At 63.5% G+C, this 15,800-nt stretch carries 15 protein-coding genes; 12 read left to right on the top strand and 3 right to left on the bottom strand.

From position 1 onward, the window contains the following. The 7 genes from BL8807_RS11735 (at position 1) to BL8807_RS11705 (ending at position 9,590) form a co-directional block, all read left to right on the top strand. The gene (locus BL8807_RS11735) at positions 1-723 is read left to right on the top strand and encodes a DUF3159 domain-containing protein (RefSeq protein ID WP_072725263.1); all 723 of its coding nucleotides are present in this window, start codon (positions 1-3) and stop codon (positions 721-723) included. 63 nt (positions 724-786) lie between these two features. Further along, on the top strand, positions 787-2,046 hold the full coding sequence (locus BL8807_RS11730; protein ID WP_072725265.1) for a class I SAM-dependent RNA methyltransferase: 1,260 nt from the start codon (positions 787-789) through the stop codon (positions 2,044-2,046). Between the two features lie 2 nt (positions 2,047-2,048). Then, entirely contained in the window at positions 2,049-2,636 is a 588-nt protein-coding gene (locus BL8807_RS11725) for a hypothetical protein (protein ID WP_072725267.1), read from the top strand. A gap of 68 nt (positions 2,637-2,704) precedes the next feature. After that, complete coding sequence (locus BL8807_RS11720; RefSeq protein ID WP_072725269.1) at positions 2,705-5,188, top strand: HAD-IC family P-type ATPase; 2,484 nt, start codon at positions 2,705-2,707, stop codon at positions 5,186-5,188. Between the two features lie 239 nt (positions 5,189-5,427). Beyond that, positions 5,428-8,136 (top strand): aconitate hydratase AcnA, encoded by a 2,709-nt coding sequence (gene acnA / locus BL8807_RS11715; RefSeq protein ID WP_072725271.1) that lies wholly within the window; start codon positions 5,428-5,430, stop codon positions 8,134-8,136. A gap of 193 nt (positions 8,137-8,329) precedes the next feature. Beyond that, positions 8,330-8,581 carry a hypothetical protein gene (locus tag BL8807_RS11710; protein WP_072725593.1) on the top strand — a complete coding sequence of 84 codons (252 nt, stop codon included), beginning with the start codon at positions 8,330-8,332 and terminating at the stop codon, positions 8,579-8,581. Between the two features lie 340 nt (positions 8,582-8,921). After that, on the top strand, positions 8,922-9,590 hold the full coding sequence (locus tag BL8807_RS11705; protein ID WP_072725591.1) for a sugar O-acetyltransferase: 669 nt from the start codon (positions 8,922-8,924) through the stop codon (positions 9,588-9,590). Here BL8807_RS11705 and BL8807_RS11700 read toward each other — a convergent pair. After that, complete coding sequence (locus BL8807_RS11700) at positions 9,542-10,564, bottom strand: AraC family transcriptional regulator (RefSeq protein WP_072725589.1); 1,023 nt, start codon at positions 10,562-10,564, stop codon at positions 9,542-9,544. The genes BL8807_RS11705 and BL8807_RS11700 overlap by 49 nt on opposite strands. A 137-nt stretch (positions 10,565-10,701) precedes the next feature. Here BL8807_RS11700 and BL8807_RS11695 point away from each other — a divergent pair, with 137 nt between their 5' ends. Next, positions 10,702-12,069 carry an MATE family efflux transporter gene (locus BL8807_RS11695; RefSeq protein WP_094725188.1) on the top strand — a complete coding sequence of 456 codons (1,368 nt, stop codon included), beginning with the start codon at positions 10,702-10,704 and terminating at the stop codon, positions 12,067-12,069. Positions 12,070-12,117: 48 nt separating this feature from the next. On the opposite strand, the gene BL8807_RS11690 is transcribed toward BL8807_RS11695, so the two are convergent. Next, the gene (locus tag BL8807_RS11690) at positions 12,118-12,774 is read right to left on the bottom strand and encodes a hypothetical protein (protein WP_072725585.1); all 657 of its coding nucleotides are present in this window, start codon (positions 12,772-12,774) and stop codon (positions 12,118-12,120) included. 512 nt (positions 12,775-13,286) lie between these two features. Between BL8807_RS11690 and BL8807_RS12140 the strand changes: the two genes are divergently transcribed. The 4 genes from BL8807_RS12140 (at position 13,287) to BL8807_RS11675 (ending at position 15,051) form a co-directional block, all read left to right on the top strand. Further along, positions 13,287-13,409, top strand: coding sequence for a hypothetical protein (locus BL8807_RS12140; RefSeq protein WP_264298320.1), 123 nt, complete (start codon positions 13,287-13,289; stop codon positions 13,407-13,409). 57 nt (positions 13,410-13,466) lie between these two features. After that, the gene (locus tag BL8807_RS11685) at positions 13,467-14,081 is read left to right on the top strand and encodes an isochorismatase family protein (RefSeq protein ID WP_072725583.1); all 615 of its coding nucleotides are present in this window, start codon (positions 13,467-13,469) and stop codon (positions 14,079-14,081) included. Between the two features lie 98 nt (positions 14,082-14,179). Beyond that, a complete protein-coding gene (locus tag BL8807_RS11680; protein WP_072725581.1) occupies positions 14,180-14,680 on the top strand; it encodes a nucleotidyltransferase domain-containing protein in 501 nt (166 codons plus the stop codon). Further along, positions 14,680-15,051: a HepT-like ribonuclease domain-containing protein gene (locus BL8807_RS11675; RefSeq protein ID WP_226847382.1), complete on the top strand. Its 372-nt coding sequence runs from the start codon at positions 14,680-14,682 to the stop codon at positions 15,049-15,051. The genes BL8807_RS11680 and BL8807_RS11675 overlap by 1 nt, the downstream gene beginning before the upstream one ends. A 56-nt stretch (positions 15,052-15,107) precedes the next feature. Here BL8807_RS11675 and BL8807_RS11670 read toward each other — a convergent pair whose 3' ends face one another. Next, complete coding sequence (locus BL8807_RS11670) at positions 15,108-15,794, bottom strand: response regulator transcription factor (protein ID WP_072725637.1); 687 nt, start codon at positions 15,792-15,794, stop codon at positions 15,108-15,110. Positions 15,795-15,800: the final 6 nt, after the last annotated feature.

Raw genomic sequence — 15,800 nt, 5'->3', positions numbered from 1 at the left:
ATGGCTGAAACGAAACGCACCGGCTTGGGCGCGTTGGCGAGCGCCGACGCCGACGAGGACTTCTCCGTTCTCGACGCGATCGGCGGCCCCCGCGGCGTCGTGGAGTCGATGCTGCCGGGATTCGTGTTCGTCGTGCTCTTCGTGGTGACCTCCGACCTGAATCTGACGATCGGCGTCTCCGCGGCTCTGGCCGTGGTGCAGGTGATCGTCCGTCTGATCCAACGCCAGTCCGTGATGGGCGCGGTCAGCGGCATGGTCGCGGTGGGCATCTGCCTGATTTGGGCGTGGCGCACGCATGAGGCGCGCGACTACTACATGTTCGGCTTTCTCACCAACGCGGTGTACGCCGTGCTGTTGGCGGCGTCGCTGATCGCCCGGGTTCCGGGACTTGGACTGGTGGTCGAATTCATCCGCCAGTTGCCCACCGAGCATTTCCGCGCGTGGTTCCACGACTGGATGGACGATGCCGCGCTCAAACGCGCGTATATGATCGTCACCGCCCTGTGGATGGGACTGTTCGTCGCACGGCTGGCGGTGCAGGTGCCGTTGTATCTGACGAATAACGTGGCGCTGCTGGGCACCGCCCGACTGCTGATGGGCATCCCCTTCTGGGCGTTGGCCATCTGGGTGTCCTATCTCATCATCGCCACGCCCCTGCATCGGCACAACGCCAAGGCATCGGCGGCGCCACCCGTCGCCGATGAGGCCGAGACCTCCGACTGACCACCACGACAAGACGCTTCCGCCTCATACGCATATGCGGCGAAGCGCTGAGAGGGAAAACCTATGGAAGCCGAAATCCGAATCGAACGATACGCCGATCAGGGCCGTTGCGTCGGCCATATCGATGGACGCGTGGTCTTCGTGCGTTTCGCCCTGCCCGGCGAACTGGTGCGGGTGAAACTCGACGAGCCCTGCGACCGCGACGAGCGGTTCTGGACCGGCGAGGTCGTCGACGTGATCGAAGCCAGCAAGGACCGCGTCGAACCGGTCTGGCCTTTGGCCGGGCCGTTGGCGATGGGCGGCGGCTGCGGCGGCGCGGATCTGGTGCATGTGGGTCTGGAAGGGCAGCTCACGTGGAAGGCCGTCACCGTGTCCGAGCAGATGAGCCGTCTTGGGCATGTGGAGGTGGCGGTGCCCATCGAACGCGCGGAAGGCGACGAGGAGCTGGGCGGACTGCATTGGCGCACTCGCATCGAAATGATCGCCGACGAGAACGGCATGCCCTCGATGCGCCGGCGAGGCACGCATGTGCGCGTGCCGTTGAACACCATGCCGTTGGCCACTAAAACGCTGCTCGACGTGGCCCAGGCGGAGCATGTGTGGGACGGCGGCTACGAGCCGGGCGCGCAGATCCGCCTCTCGGTGCCCGAACCGCGTATGGAGAACGCCGTGGTCGGGTCGAACTACGCCGTGCTCGTCGACGGCGAACTGGCCGCCGGATCGCGTACGCTCACCGAAATCGCCCGCATCGACGGGCATGACTTCGCCTATGAGGTCGACGCCAACGGCTTCTGGCAGGTGCACCGCCAGGCGCCGGTGGCGCTCGCCAACCATGTGATCGATCTGGTCAAGCGGGAGTTGGATGGCGCGACCGCCGCCTGCCTGTGGGATCTGTACTCCGGCTCCGGCCTGTTCACCCTTCCGCTGGCCACGCGCATCGCCGAACGCACGCGCGTGCTCAGCGTCGAAGGCGCGAAAACCGCGGTGAAGCATGCGCAACGCAACCTGCGTCGTATGAATCTTTCCGATGTCGACGCCCGATGCGGCGACGTGACGGCCACTCTGAACCGGGTCCCCGCGCATCTGGAACATCCGGATGTGGTGGTGCTCGACCCGCCGCGCGCCGGCGCGCGAGCCAAAGTCTGCCGGCAGATCGCCGCGGCCGGCCCACGGGCCATCGTCTACGTGGCCTGCGATCCGACCAGCCTCGCCCGCGACACCGCCACCCTGATCGAACAAGGCTACCGTCTGGCGGATATCCGCGCCTACGACATCTATCCGATGACGCACCATGTCGAAACCGTCGCCCTATTCCGCAGGTGATCATGCGTGCCATAGCAGCGATCAGACGAATCCTCGGAACATCGGCGTGCGCGGCCGCGGCGCTGTCGTTGGCCGCCTGCGTGCCGCCGAACGCCGCGGTCGGCGACGCCAAGGAAACGGAGCCTCGAGTGGAGCATGACGCGAACCGGCGGGCCGACACCAAAGCCGGACTGGTCGGCAGCGGCGACATCGCCACGGACCGGCTGGTGCTGGACGCGTTGGATACGGGCGGCATCGCCACCGCGTACGCCTCCGTGGAATCCGTGAACGACACCACCCAGACCGCGCAGGACGCCGTGCTCGATATGGTCGCCCGCGCGGTCGACGTGGTGGTGGTCAGCGGCTTGGCCGTCACCGACGAGACGGCGCAATCATGGGACGAGGTCTTAGGCCAGGCCCGCGAGGCCGGCATCCCCGTGGCCCTGCTCAACCCCCAGCAGCCGCCCGCCGACGAGACCCTGTACGCGGTCGCGTGGAAGGTCAACGACCGCGCCGCGGACGCCACGCCCATCGACGAGGCGCTGATGACCATCGTGCGTGACGATCCGCACGAACGCGAACTGATGGTCACCACAAATCTCGAGCAGTGATGCCCCTATCATGAGAATCCGCCCATAGGCTGATAGCTGAGACGTCCGACACACGCTAGGCTGGAGTCATGAGCGCAAGTCTTTCCATGCCCCAGACGGACCAGAGCGGCCTGAGCTCGGCCGAAGTCGCCTCCCGCGTCGAATCGGGACAGTCGAACAAGGTGAAAACCTCCACCTCGCGGTCGGTGCTCGACATCGTGCGGGCCAACGTGTTCACGCTGTTCAACGGCATCATCCTCACCGCGATGGTGCTGGTGCTGATCACCGGGTCGTGGAGGGACGCGGTGTTCGGCTTCGTCATCATCGTCAACACGGGCATCGGCATCGTCACCGAACTCAAAGCCAAACGCACCCTCGACAGGCTGTCGATTCTCGTGGCCTCCGATTTTCTGGTCCGCCGCGACGGGCGGGACGTCGAAGTGCCGCACGATGAGATCGTGCTCGACGACCTCATGTGGATCCGCTCGGGCGAACAGGTGCCGGCCGACGCCGAAATCATACGGACCTGGGGGCTCGAACTCGACGAATCGATGCTCACCGGCGAATCGCGCACCGTACGCAAATCGGAAGGCGAACAGGTCTATTCCGGTTCCACCGCGGTCTCCGGCCTGGCGCTCGCGCGTGTGAACGCGGTCGGCGAACACTCCTACGCGGCCACGCTCACCGCGCAGGCGAAGGTGTACAAGAAAACCGTCTCCGACCTCAACAAGGGCATCAACACCATCCTGAAATTCATGACCTTCCTGGTGGTGCCGCTGTGCGTGCTGCTGGTCTGGTCGCAGATCGGCACCGTCGGCGGATGGCAGACGGCGCTCGCCACCGGCGAATGGCGGCAGGCCGTCGTCTCCGCGGTGGCCGGTGTGGTCGGCATGATCCCCGAGGGATTGGTGCTGCTCACCTCGCTGAACTTCGCGGTGGCCGCCATGCGCCTGGCCTACAAGAACACGCTGGTGCAGGAGTTGGAGTCGGTGGAGACGCTGGCGCGCGTGGACTGCCTGAACCTCGACAAAACCGGCACCATCACCGACGGCGGCATCGCCTTCTCCGAACTCGTCATGCTGGGCGATCGCGCCGAAACGGATAAGCGGGCGGCCATGCAGGCGCTCTACGATCTGGCCAACGAGCAAAGCCCGAACGGCACCGGACAAGCCGTGCTGGCCGGGCTGGGGGAGCGGGGCTACACGGCCGGCGAAGTCTCCGAACGGATCCCGTTCTCCTCGGAGCGCAAATGGAGCGCCATCGTCAGATCCTTCGACTCGTCCCGGAACCTCACCTGGACTATGGGCGCGCCCGAGGTGCTGCTCTCCGCGTTGGACGGCGACCACGGCGACATCCTCGCCCAAGTCAACGAATATGCCGACGACGGCAACCGTGTGCTGCTTATCGTACGCTCCGACTCGGCCGTCCCCGCCGACTTCGGGGAGAATCCGCGCCTCGACCCCGCCGGCGTTCCCGTCGCGCTGGTGCTGTGCTCCGAACGCGTCCGCTCCGATGCCGCCGAAACGCTCGCATGGTTCCGCGAGCAGGGTGTGCGCTGCCGTGTGATCTCCGGCGACAACCCGGTCACGGTCGGCGCGATCGCCCGCAAGGTGCGCCTTACCGGAGATCGCGAACCGGTCGCCATGGACGCGCGCGACTTGCCCGCCGACACCGCCGAGCTCGCCCGCGTGCTCGAGAACGTCGACGTGCTCGGCCGCGTGCTGCCCGACCAGAAGAAGGCCATCGTCGAGGCGCTGCACCTGCAAGACCACGTCGTGGCGATGACCGGCGACGGCGTCAACGATTCGCTGGCGCTCAAAGAGGCCGATCTCGGCATCGCCATGGGCAACGCCGCCCCCGCCACCAAGGCCGTGGCCCAAGTGGTGCTCGTCGACTCCAAATTCTCCCATCTGCCCGACGTGGTGGCGCGCGGCCGTCAGGTGATGGCCAATATGGAACGCGTCGCCGGACTGTTCCTCGTCAAAACCGTGTACTCCGCGCTGATCTCGCTCGGCGTGGTGCTCACGGCGATTCCATATCCCTATCTGCCCCGCCACATCACCTATGTGGGGGCGCTGACCATCGGCATGCCCGCGTTCATCCTCGCGCTCGCGCCGAACACGCGCCGCTACATTCCCGGATTCCTCAAACGCGTCGTGCATTTCGCCCTGCCGGGCGGCGTGGCCACCGGCCTGTCGGTGCTGTGCGCGGCATGGTTCCTGCCTCCCATCATGGGATGGGACATCGTCAACTCCGACGCCGATCTGGCAGCCCTGCGATCCACCAGCGCGATCATCCTGTTCGTGATGGGCGTGTTCGTGCTCGCCCGGGTGGCGCAGCCGCTCAATAGTTGGCGAGGGGTTCTGGTCGTCTTCTTCGCCGCGGCCGGCGTGGTCGGCATGTTCATCCCCTTCGTGGCGAGCTTCTTCGCCCTGCATCTGCCCACCGGCAGCACGTTGGTCGCCACGCTGCTCGCGCTGGTGGGGGCGGCCATCATCTTCTTCCTCTGCCTGTTCGTCGCCCCGCATGTGGCCAGACTGGTGCCGAGGCATATGCAGATACGGGATGAGTAGGCGCGGGGATGAGCGGGCTGGTCTGCCTGTAAGACAGGTTGGTCCGCAAATGCGACTTCGTCGGATGAAGCCCGACGGGCCTTCCCGCTCCTCGCGCAGCATGCCCGTATTCCTCACGGAAAATGACGTGCAGTATCTCACATAACAAGCCGACACGCCAGAGGGTCGGTAACGTTCTTGTACCATCCGAAGCGGATAATCAACAGCATCACAGCCGTTAATTGAAGCTCGGAGGAAGCATGTCCGTTCGCGACGACCAGCTGTCGACTTTGAAGGTCGCAGGCAAGGATTTCGACTACTACCGCATCGACGACCTGCCTGGCGTCGACCACCTGCCCTACTCGCTGAAGGTGCTCGTCGAGAACCTCGTGCGCAACATCGACGGGGCCAACATCACCGACGAGCACGTCAAGGCGCTGCTCGACTGGGATCCGGACGCCGAGCCGAGCCATGAGATCCAGTTCACGCCCTCGCGCGTGGTGATGCAGGACTTCACCGGCGTGCCCTGCGTCGTGGATCTGGCCACCATGCGCGACGCCGTGTCCGCCCTCGGCGGCGACCCGGACGTGATCAACCCGCAGGTGCAGGCCGACATGGTCATCGACCACTCCGTGCAGATCGACAAGTACGGCGTGGCCGACGCGCTCGAGCAGAACATGGACATCGAATACCAGCGCAACGGCGAACGCTACCAGTTCCTGCGCTGGGGCCAGCAGGCGTTCAAGAACTTCCGCGTCGTGCCGCCGGGAACCGGCATCATCCACCAGGTCAACATCGAATATCTGGCCTCCGTGGTCATGTCCAAGGACTCCGGCCTTGACGACGGCCGCAAGCTTGCCTACCTCGACTCCTGCGTGGGCACCGACTCGCACACCACCACCGTCAACGGTCTGGGCGTGCTCGGCTGGGGCGTGGGCGGCATCGAAGCCGAGGCCGCCATGCTCGGCCAGCCGATCTCCATGCTTGTGCCGCGCGTCGTGGGCTTCAAACTCACCGGATCCATTCCCGAGGGCGTCACCGCCACCGACGTGGTGCTCACCATCACCGACATGCTGCGCCAGCACGGCGTGGTCGGCAAGTTCGTGGAATTCTACGGCGAGGGCATCGCCTCCGTGCCGCTGGCCAACCGCGCCACCATCGGCAACATGGGCCCCGAATTCGGCTCCACCTGCGGTATCTTCCCGATCGACGACGTCACGCTCGACTATCTGCGCTTAACCGGCCGCTCCGAGGAGCAGGTCGCGCTCGTCGAGGCCTACGCCAAGGCCAACAAGCTGTGGGGCGACACCACGGCCGAAGGCTATGTGGAGCCGCGATATTCCGAATACCTGGAGCTCGATCTGGGCGACGTGGTGCCATCCATCGCCGGCCCCAAGCGCCCGCAGGACCGCATCGTGCTCGCCGAATCCAAAGCGATGTTCGAGCAGACGCTGCCCGCCTACACCACCGAGCGCACCGTGAACGATCCGGTCGCCGTGTCCACCGACTTCCGCGGCGACTTCGACGTGAAGAACGGCGATGTGGCCATCGCCTCCATCACATCCTGCACCAACACCTCCAACCCCTCCGTGATGATCGCCGCCGGTCTAATCGCCCGCAACGCGGTCGCCAAGGGACTTAAGCCCAAGCCGTGGGTCAAAACCTCGCTGGCCCCCGGTTCCCAGGTCGTGGCCGACTATCTGAGGCAGGCCGGCCTGCAGGACGATCTCGACACGCTCGGCTACCAGCTCGTCGGCTTCGGCTGCGCCACCTGCATCGGCAACTCCGGCCCGCTGCTGCCCGAAATCTCCAAGGCCATCAACGAGAACGACCTGACCGTCACCGCCGTGCTCTCCGGAAACCGCAACTTCGAAGGCCGCATCAGCCCGGACGTCAAGATGAACTATCTGGCCTCCCCGCCGCTGGTCATCGCCTACGCGCTCGCCGGCACGATGGATTTCGACTTCGAAACCCAGCCGCTGGGCCAGGACAAGGACGGCAACGACGTGTTCCTCAAGGACATCTGGCCTTCCAACGCCGAGGTCGAGCAGGTCGTGGCCGACACCGTCAGCCGTGAGATGTTCGTCGCGGACTACGCCTCTGTATTCGACGGCGACGAGCGTTGGCGCGGCCTCGACGTGCCCGAAGGCGAGCTCTTCGCCTGGGACGACGCCTCCACCTACGTGCGCAAGCAGACCTTCTTCGACGGCATGAGCGCCCAGCCCGAGCCGGTGGCCGACATCCACGGCGCGCGCGTGCTCGCCCTGCTCGGCGACTCCGTCACCACCGACCACATCTCCCCGGCCGGCGCGTTCAAGGCGGAAAGCCCCGCCGGACGCTACCTGACCGAGCGTGGCGTGGAGCAGAAGAACTTCAACTCCTACGGTTCCCGCCGCGGCAACCATGAGATCATGGTGCGTGGCACCTTCGGCAACATCCGCCTGCGCAACCAGCTGCTTGCCTCGGTGGGCGAGGAGGTCACGCCCGGCGGCTTCACCTACGACTTCCTCGACGGCAAGCCGACCACGATCTTCGAAGCTGCGCAGCACTACATCGCCAACGAGGTTCCGCTGGTCGTGCTCGCCGGCAAGGAGTACGGCACCGGCTCCTCGCGCGACTGGGCCGCCAAGGGCACGGTGATGCTCGGCGTCAAGGCCGTGATCACCGAAAGCTTCGAACGCATCCACCGCTCCAACCTGATCGGCATGGGCGTGCTGCCGCTGCAGTTCCCGGCAGGGGAGAGCTACGCCTCCCTCGGACTGGATGGCACGGAAACCTACGACATCGCCGGCGTGGAGGAGCTCAACAGCGGCGTGACCCCGAAGACGGTTCACGTCACCGCCACACGTACGGATGGCTCCGTGGTCGAATTCGACTCCGTGGTACGCATCGACACGCCCGGCGAGGCCGACTACTACCGCAACGGCGGCATCCTGCAGTACGTGCTGCGCAACCTCATGCGCCAGTAGACCGGCGTGCAAACATACGGCGGATAGACGTGGGGCCATGGCTTCTTTCGGAGCCATGGCCCCACGTTTGTTGTGATGGCCGATGATGCGTTGGCTGTCTTGCGCGGTCATCATGCGTTGACAACGGGTGGGGAGAGGATGGGACTGCGTGGAAGAATGGTCTACGATGAACTCACCTTATGAAAGGACTGACATGGCCAACGAAGCCCTCAATGACGACACCTTCGACTGCGGCGACATGATGGACGACGCTCCCGCCGAGAAGCGGGATTTCATCGATGTGGTCAGCGACGCGATCTCCGGCGATGCGGAGGCGAAGAAGTCGGGTCTGATCGCGCTGGGTGTGCTTGGCGTGGCCCTCGCCTTCGTCGGCGCCTTCTACCACTGCGTCATCAAGTCGGCCGTCAAAGCAGCCCTGCGCGAAACCGGTGTTGCCCGAAAATGACAAGAAAGACAGCGCTCCTACAGTTTTCGTCTTGCGTGACAGCAGCCTTGTCTGAGGTGGGATTGCTGAAGGAAGGCGATCCGATTATCACCGATGTGTCGGATGAAGAACTCAAACAGATGCGGCGCGATTGGAGCACGGCGCGTTATCTACGGCATCTTGAGCACGATTGTCGAAAGGATATGACAAACACTGATGATGTGCGGTAGATAATGCAAGTAATGAGGCAGATAGTGCAACTGTTGACCGTTGCGGCGGGGGATTGTGCTAGGTAGAGTTGTGTGAGTCGATATACGTAAAACGATTGACATTCAACTGGCAAAGGAGCGTACAACAAGCCATGACCACGCAATCGATCCTCGAATTCACCAGCCAGCGCGAACGCATGCTCGCCGGCGAGCTCTACGTCGCCGACGATCCGCAATTGCAGGAGCTGAACATGCGCAAGCGTCGTCTGGTGCACGCCATCAACACGAGCGGTTACGACGCCTTCGACGAGCGCAAGGCCCTGTTCGCGGAGCTGTTCGGCTCATACGGCGAAGGCGCGTTCATCGAACCGCCGTTCAACTGCGACTATGGTTGCAACATCAGCGTCGGCAGGAACTTCTACGCCAATATGGACTGCATCTTCCTCGACGTGGCCCCGATCACCATCGGCGACCGCGTGTTCTTCGGCCCGCGTGTCAACCTGCTCACCCCGTACCATCCGATCGATGCCGCCGTGCGCTCGTCCGGGCCCGAAGGCGCGCTGCCCATCACCATCGGCGATGACGTGTGGTTCGGCGGCAACGTGACCGTCTGCCCGGGCGTCACCATCGGCAGCGACGTGGTGGTCGGAGCCGGTTCGGTGGTCGTCAAGGACATTCCCTCGCACAGCGTGGCCGTGGGCAACCCCTGCCGGGTCGTGCGCGAGATCGGCGACGCGGACCGCGAGTATTGGGAACGCAAGGCCGCCGAATATCACGCATGGAAGGATTCCGTCACGCCTTCCGACGCGTCGGAGGCCTGATTGTCAAGGGATTGCCGGCGGTATTGCGACGGCGTGACGCCCATAACGGTGCGGAACGTGCGTGTGAAGAAACTGGCGGAGGCGAATCCCGTCCGTGACGCGATGACGTTCACCGGCAGCGCGGTGGTCGTCAGCAGTCGCGCGGTGGCCCGAACCCGCACGTCGGTGACGAATTCGATCGGCGTGAGATCCAGATAACGGCGGAACACCGTCGTGCAGGCGGTACGGCCAAGCGAGCCAGCCTCGGCGATCTGGGCCAAGGTGATGGGTTGGTCGTAGTGGACATGCACGAATTCGACCATGGCGCTCAACGCGGCCAGATGCGGGTGCGCGCCGTCCGTCGGCCGCGCCGTTTGGGATAGGGCCAACACGTCCCTGACCAGCGCGTAGAAACCGCTGGTTACGGTCAGCGGCGACAGTTCGTCGGCGTACACGCGGCTTCTCAACAGCTGATCCAACGTCGCCAAAATCCGTCGCCCCTCCTCGCGTCCACCATCGACCACCAGATACGGCAGTCGTCGGTTCTCCATCAACGGCGCGATATACCGTTGCGTGAGTTGCGGCAGAACGCCGAAACGCAGCGGATTGAGCAACGTGCAGGCGAACTCGCAGTCCCGGCCGTCCAGGTCGAATCCGTAATGCAGCTGGCGTGAATTGACGAAGATGGCTTGCCCCTCATCGAGACGCACGACGTCGCCGTTGACGAAGAACCGCATGCTTCCCCGGATCACATGCAGAAATTCGAAATCGACATGCCAATGGCATTCGGCGCGCATATGCGGATACTGGCTGAGCAGCGAATGCTCGGTGAACGAGAAGAACATCGGACCGTCATACCGCACCACTTCGGCGCCGGTGGGCAGACGGTCGGCGGGCTCGACCGGAATCAACGGCAATGCTGCGGCAACGTCTCCTCCATCGGTTTGGGTCGCGGATTCCTTGTTCCGCGGCGAACTGTCGGTCGGGTGGTCCATCAGAGCTGCCTTCGGTAGATAATCCAATTCTTCAACAGTGCTTTCCTATCGTATCCGAAGCACTACGTACGTTTCTTCTATTGAGAGGGGTCTGTGCGATGTCTGATCCGCAATCCGCCGCCGGCGCGACGGTGGCGATGCCGCGACGGGAGTTTCTCACGCACGTGTTCACGCTGGCGTTGCCCATCGCGTTTCAGCAGTTCATGCTGGCGCTGTCGTCATGTGCGGACGGACTCATGCTCGGCGGCGTCGGACAGAACGAACTATCCGCCGTCTCGCTCGCCACGCAGTTCCAATTCATCTTCAATCTCATCCTCGCCGCGTTGATCCTCGGCATGAGCATGCTGGTGGCGCAGTATTGGGGCGCGCGGGACAGAGGAGCGGTGGAACGCGTGTTCGGTTTCGTGGTGCGGTATGCGGGACTGGTGGCCGCACTGTTCGCCGCGGCGACGCTGCTCGCGCCGGAACTCCTGATGTCGCTGATGACCAACGACGCCACACTGGTCGCGCTCGGAGCGCGGTACCTGCGCGTCTCCTCGGTCTCCTACCTGTTCATCGGCATATCGCAGATGGCCATCTGTCTGCTGAAGAATATCGGCGCGGCCGCGGCCAGCATGATGATCAGCACCGTGGGCGTCGTCATCCATGTGGCGCTCAATCTGCCGTTGATCTACGGTATGGGTGGATGTCCTGCGCTGGGCGTCGAAGGCGCCGCGGTCAGCACGGTCATCTCCCGCGGTATCGAATTGGCATGGTCGCTGCTGCTGATCCGGCGGATCGGCGTGGTCCGGTTGCGTTGGCGGCATATCGCACGGCCGGACGCGGCGTTGCGCAAGGATTTCTGGCGGTACACCATTGTGCTGTTGGGCAATGAGCTCGTATGGGGCTGCGGCTTCACCATGTACACCGTGATCATGGGGCATCTGGGTGCCGACGCTGTGGCCGCGAACGCGATCGCCAACATCGTCAAGGACCTGCTGGTGTGCATGTGCAGCGGTATGGGCAACGCCGGCAGCATCATGGTCGGCAATATGCTCGGACGCAACGATTTCGCCGGCGCGAGACTCGCCGGCCGACGCTTTTGCCTGCTGTCCGCGATCGTCGGCGTGCTGACGGGGCTGACGATCCTCGCCATCCGTCCGCTGGTGCTGGAACTGGCCTCGCTGACTCCGCAGGCCCACGACTACCTATCGGTGATGCTGCTGGTGTGCGCGTACTATGCGGCCTGCAAATCGATGACGGGACTGACCATCGGCGGCATCTTTCCCGCCGGCGGGGATGTGCGCTTCGGTCTGGCCTGCGACTCCATCGTGATGTGGGTGATCGTCGTGCCCATCGGCCTGCTGGCCGCGTTCGTCTGGCATCTGCCGGTGATATGGGTGTATGTGCTGCTCAACACCGACGAATGCATCAAGATGATCCCCGCCTTGCTGCACTACCGTCGCCATCGCTGGCTGCGCAACGTCACACGCTCGGCCCTGAACTCGTCGGATGCCGTGGAATAGGGTATGGCGGTGACCGGTGGAGGGTGCGGGATGCTGTTGGCTGCGCCGTCAGCGCCACAGGAATCCGAGGATGTACGCCAAGGCGGCCAGCGCCAGCGCGATGGATTTGATGATCTCCCGCCATCGGAACGGCTCTTCGAAGGTCTGCGCCTGAGGCCGCGGCGAAAGCTCGTGTTCCGGCGCGTGCTTCGCCAGCCGTTGGATCTGCTGCTCGCGGTCCTTGTTCGCCCGATGCACGCCTCGCAGATCGGCGAGCTCCTCGTCTTTCATCGCCTGATGCGTGGTGGGGATCGCATTGTTCAGGAATCCGAGGAACGGCGCGAGGATCAGACCGAACTGTCCGACCATCGTCAGTCCGTGCATACCCAGCTGCACCAGCATCAGGGTCGCGCCGGCGCATCCGAGCACGAACTCGATGCTGGGCAGGACGAGCATCGCCAGCACGGTCCAAAAGCCGCGTATCAACTCCGTCCACAGAATCACGATGGAGATCAAGGTGATGATCACCGTTGAGGAGAAGGTGCAGAAGTTCAGCACCAGCGTGTGGTCGCCGTCCTCGCTGAGCCCTTCGATCAGCACGAATGCGGTGCCGGCCACTGTGACGATGACCTGCACGGCCACCAGCCACCGGCATACCGTATCGCCCAGATCGTGCCTCTTATGCGTATGGTCCGCATGGTCCGTATGGTCCGCATGATCTTCCATGCGGTTCATCATAGCCGTGAGGGCGACGATGGTCGGTGGCGTGGATGATTGAACAGAAGGTGCCCATTCATCCACGTTGGCAAGGTGCTGAGCGTGGACGAATGGTCGGTTGCTGACGAATCGTCCACGTTGGCACGGTCCTCAGTGTGGGCGGATGGGTGGTAACTGACGGATCGTCCACGCTACTGGCCATCAACGTGGATGGATTGTCGGTGTATGTCGAAACGTCCACACTGACGGGGTGCTGAGTGTGGACGGATTGGCGGTGACTGACGGGTCGTCCACGCTGACGATCGGTAGCGTGGATGGAATGTCGGTTTATGTCGAAATGTCCACGTTGACGCGGTCCTCAGTGTGGGAGGATGGGTGGTAACTGACGGATTATCCACGCTGATGGTCATCAACGTGGATGGATTGTGGGTTTATGCCGAAACGTCCACGTTGGCACGGTCCTCAGCGTGGGCGGATGGGCAGCAAGTTCCGGATCATCTCCTCTGGCGGGATATTCGGATGTGGCAGAATGTTCGGTGGCGGCGCTCGCGTTGGCCTGCGCGATCGTCGGGCTTGCGATTGCGGTGTGCTCGCCGATCCGCGGCATCCCCAAGCCGGAACTCTGGGACCGTGTCACGTTGTGACTCGCCCAAACGCGTGCTTGCGTGGCTATGATGGTTGTTGGCAAGAAGGAGGCCGATATGGTACGCAAGGCATTGATCGTGGTGGATGTGCAGCCGACCTTTTGCGAGGGCGGAGAGCTCGGCGTGGAAGGCGGCGACGCGGTGGCCGGGCGCATCGCCGCGTATGTGGCGGCGCATCGCGACGAATACGCGTATATCGCCACCACGCAGGATTGGCATATCGAGCCGGGCGGGCATTGGTCCGACCAGCCGGACTTCGTGGACACCTGGCCGGTCCATGGCAAGGCGGGCACGCCGAACGCCGAACTGCATCCGGCCGTCAAGGCGCTGAACATCGAGCACCACTTCAAGAAAGGCCAGTATTCCGCGGCCTACTCTGGTTTCGAAGGCATCGAAGACAACACCGACCGCATCCAGACGCGCGACGAGGTCGCCGCCGAGGCCGAGGCGGGCAGAACTCTCGCCACCGCGCTCGCCGACGCCGACGTGACCCAAGTGGATGTGGTCGGCATCGCCGAATCGCATTGCGTCAAGGAGACCGCGCTCGACGCGCAACGCCTCGGCTATGATGTGCGCGTCTTCACCGACCTCACCGTGCCGGTCAGCGCCGAACTCGGTCAGGTCGCCCGCGAGGAGATGTCCGACAATGACATCGAACTCGTGCGCTCGTAATCGCAACATCGCGATCCGGGAGAGCTCGTGAGATGGGCGCGTGCGGGCTGTTATCCGGGCCCATCGCTGAGATATAGCGAATATGCTATGCTATATGCATGACATATATCGATGAACTCAAGGATGAGCGCATACGACGAGGCATCAGTCAAAAAGACATCGCCGAGGCGATGGGCACTACGCAGTCCGCCGTATCCCGAGCCGAACGCGAAGGCAATCCTAGACAGGATTTCCTTCGCCGATACCAGAACGCCCTGCGTCAGGTTGGCGCTACCGACAGCGTATTGGAACTAGCCACGATACGGATGGTCGTCTCTAAGGTCGCACGGCGGTACGGAATCGGTGAGATGTATCTGTATGGTTCCATGGCTCGGGGCGACGCCGACGCAGATTCCGACATCGACCTGATGTACCGATACCGGAAGGATACGCCGGGGCATCTCCCCGATATCGCACGGATGAAGACGGATTTGGAACGCATGCTGGGCCGCGAGGTGTCGTTGCTGTCGTTGGATTCTCTGGAAAAGCATGCGTTGACCAGTCGCGCGAGCCGTCGGTTCTACGAGTGCGCCAAAGCCGATATGGTCAAGGTCGCGTGATGGACATGCGACAGCATATCAATCAGGAATACCGTGATGTCACGGCATTGATTCGGCTGGTGGAACATCTGGAACGGGCTCATCAGGATGCCAGCGTGGTGAACTCGGCGGATGAACTTGAATCCGATCACATGCGATTCAACTCGGTCGCCATGGATATGATGCAGGTGCAGGAATCCGCGAAGAGACTGTCGCAGGAGTTCGTTGACGGTCATCCTGATTTACCGTGGAGTGAGATGCGGGCTCTACGTAACGTCATCGTCCATCAATACGACGAAATCGACGTGTATAAACTCTACGAATCAGCCACGGACGATGCCGAACGGCTGCTCGAACAACTCTTGCCGCATGCCGAGAGGTTGGATGGGTAGCATTCCGTTAGCGTGCGTGAGTTCAATCTGCGATTGTGTGTGATGTGCACTCGCGCTCATAGGCGGGCGGGGATGTCGGCGCGTTCGACCAAACGGGCCATCTGCACACGGCCCATGCTCAGCTTGTCGGAGGCCGATGAGAGGTGGGCTTTGGCGGTGCGTTCGGAGATGAACATGCGGGAGGCGATTTCGGCGTTGGTGTAGCCCTCCGCGGCGAGCACCACCGCTTCACGTTCGCGTTCGGGCGGCGAGTCCAACAGGGCACGCGCCTCATCGCGGCGCGACTGCGGCCGCTGTGCCGTCAGATCGCCGATCAGCTGACGCTGGCTCGCGGTGTTGAACTGGGGTGTTCCCTCGCACACGCCCAACACGCGTCGGATGATCTCCTCCGGCGCGTCGGTTTTCGACACGAATCCCTCCGCGCCCGCCTCGATCGCCCTTTCGACCGTGTTGGACGGGCTCAGCGACGTCAGAATCAGAACATGCGGCGCGGGGGAGAGGGTCCTTAACATGCGGGTCGCCTCGATGCCGTCCATGCCGGGCATGGCGATGTCCATCAGCACCACGTCGGGATGCTCGCTGCCCGCCCGCTCCACCGCGGTCGTCCCGTCGGTGGACGTGGACACCACATGGATGCGCCCCGAGGAATAGTCGGTAAGAATCAGACTCATTGCCTGGCAGATCATCGGATCGTCGTCGATGACGCTGACGCGTATGGGATCGCCTTGCTGCACTTCGCTCACAAGCAT

The sequence above is a fragment of the Bifidobacterium lemurum genome, from assembly GCF_014898175.1.
Lineage (GTDB): Bacteria > Actinomycetota > Actinomycetes > Actinomycetales > Bifidobacteriaceae > Bifidobacterium > Bifidobacterium lemurum.
The sequence above is the reverse complement of the archived record's forward strand: the minus strand, read 5'-3'. Positions and strand labels throughout refer to the sequence as shown.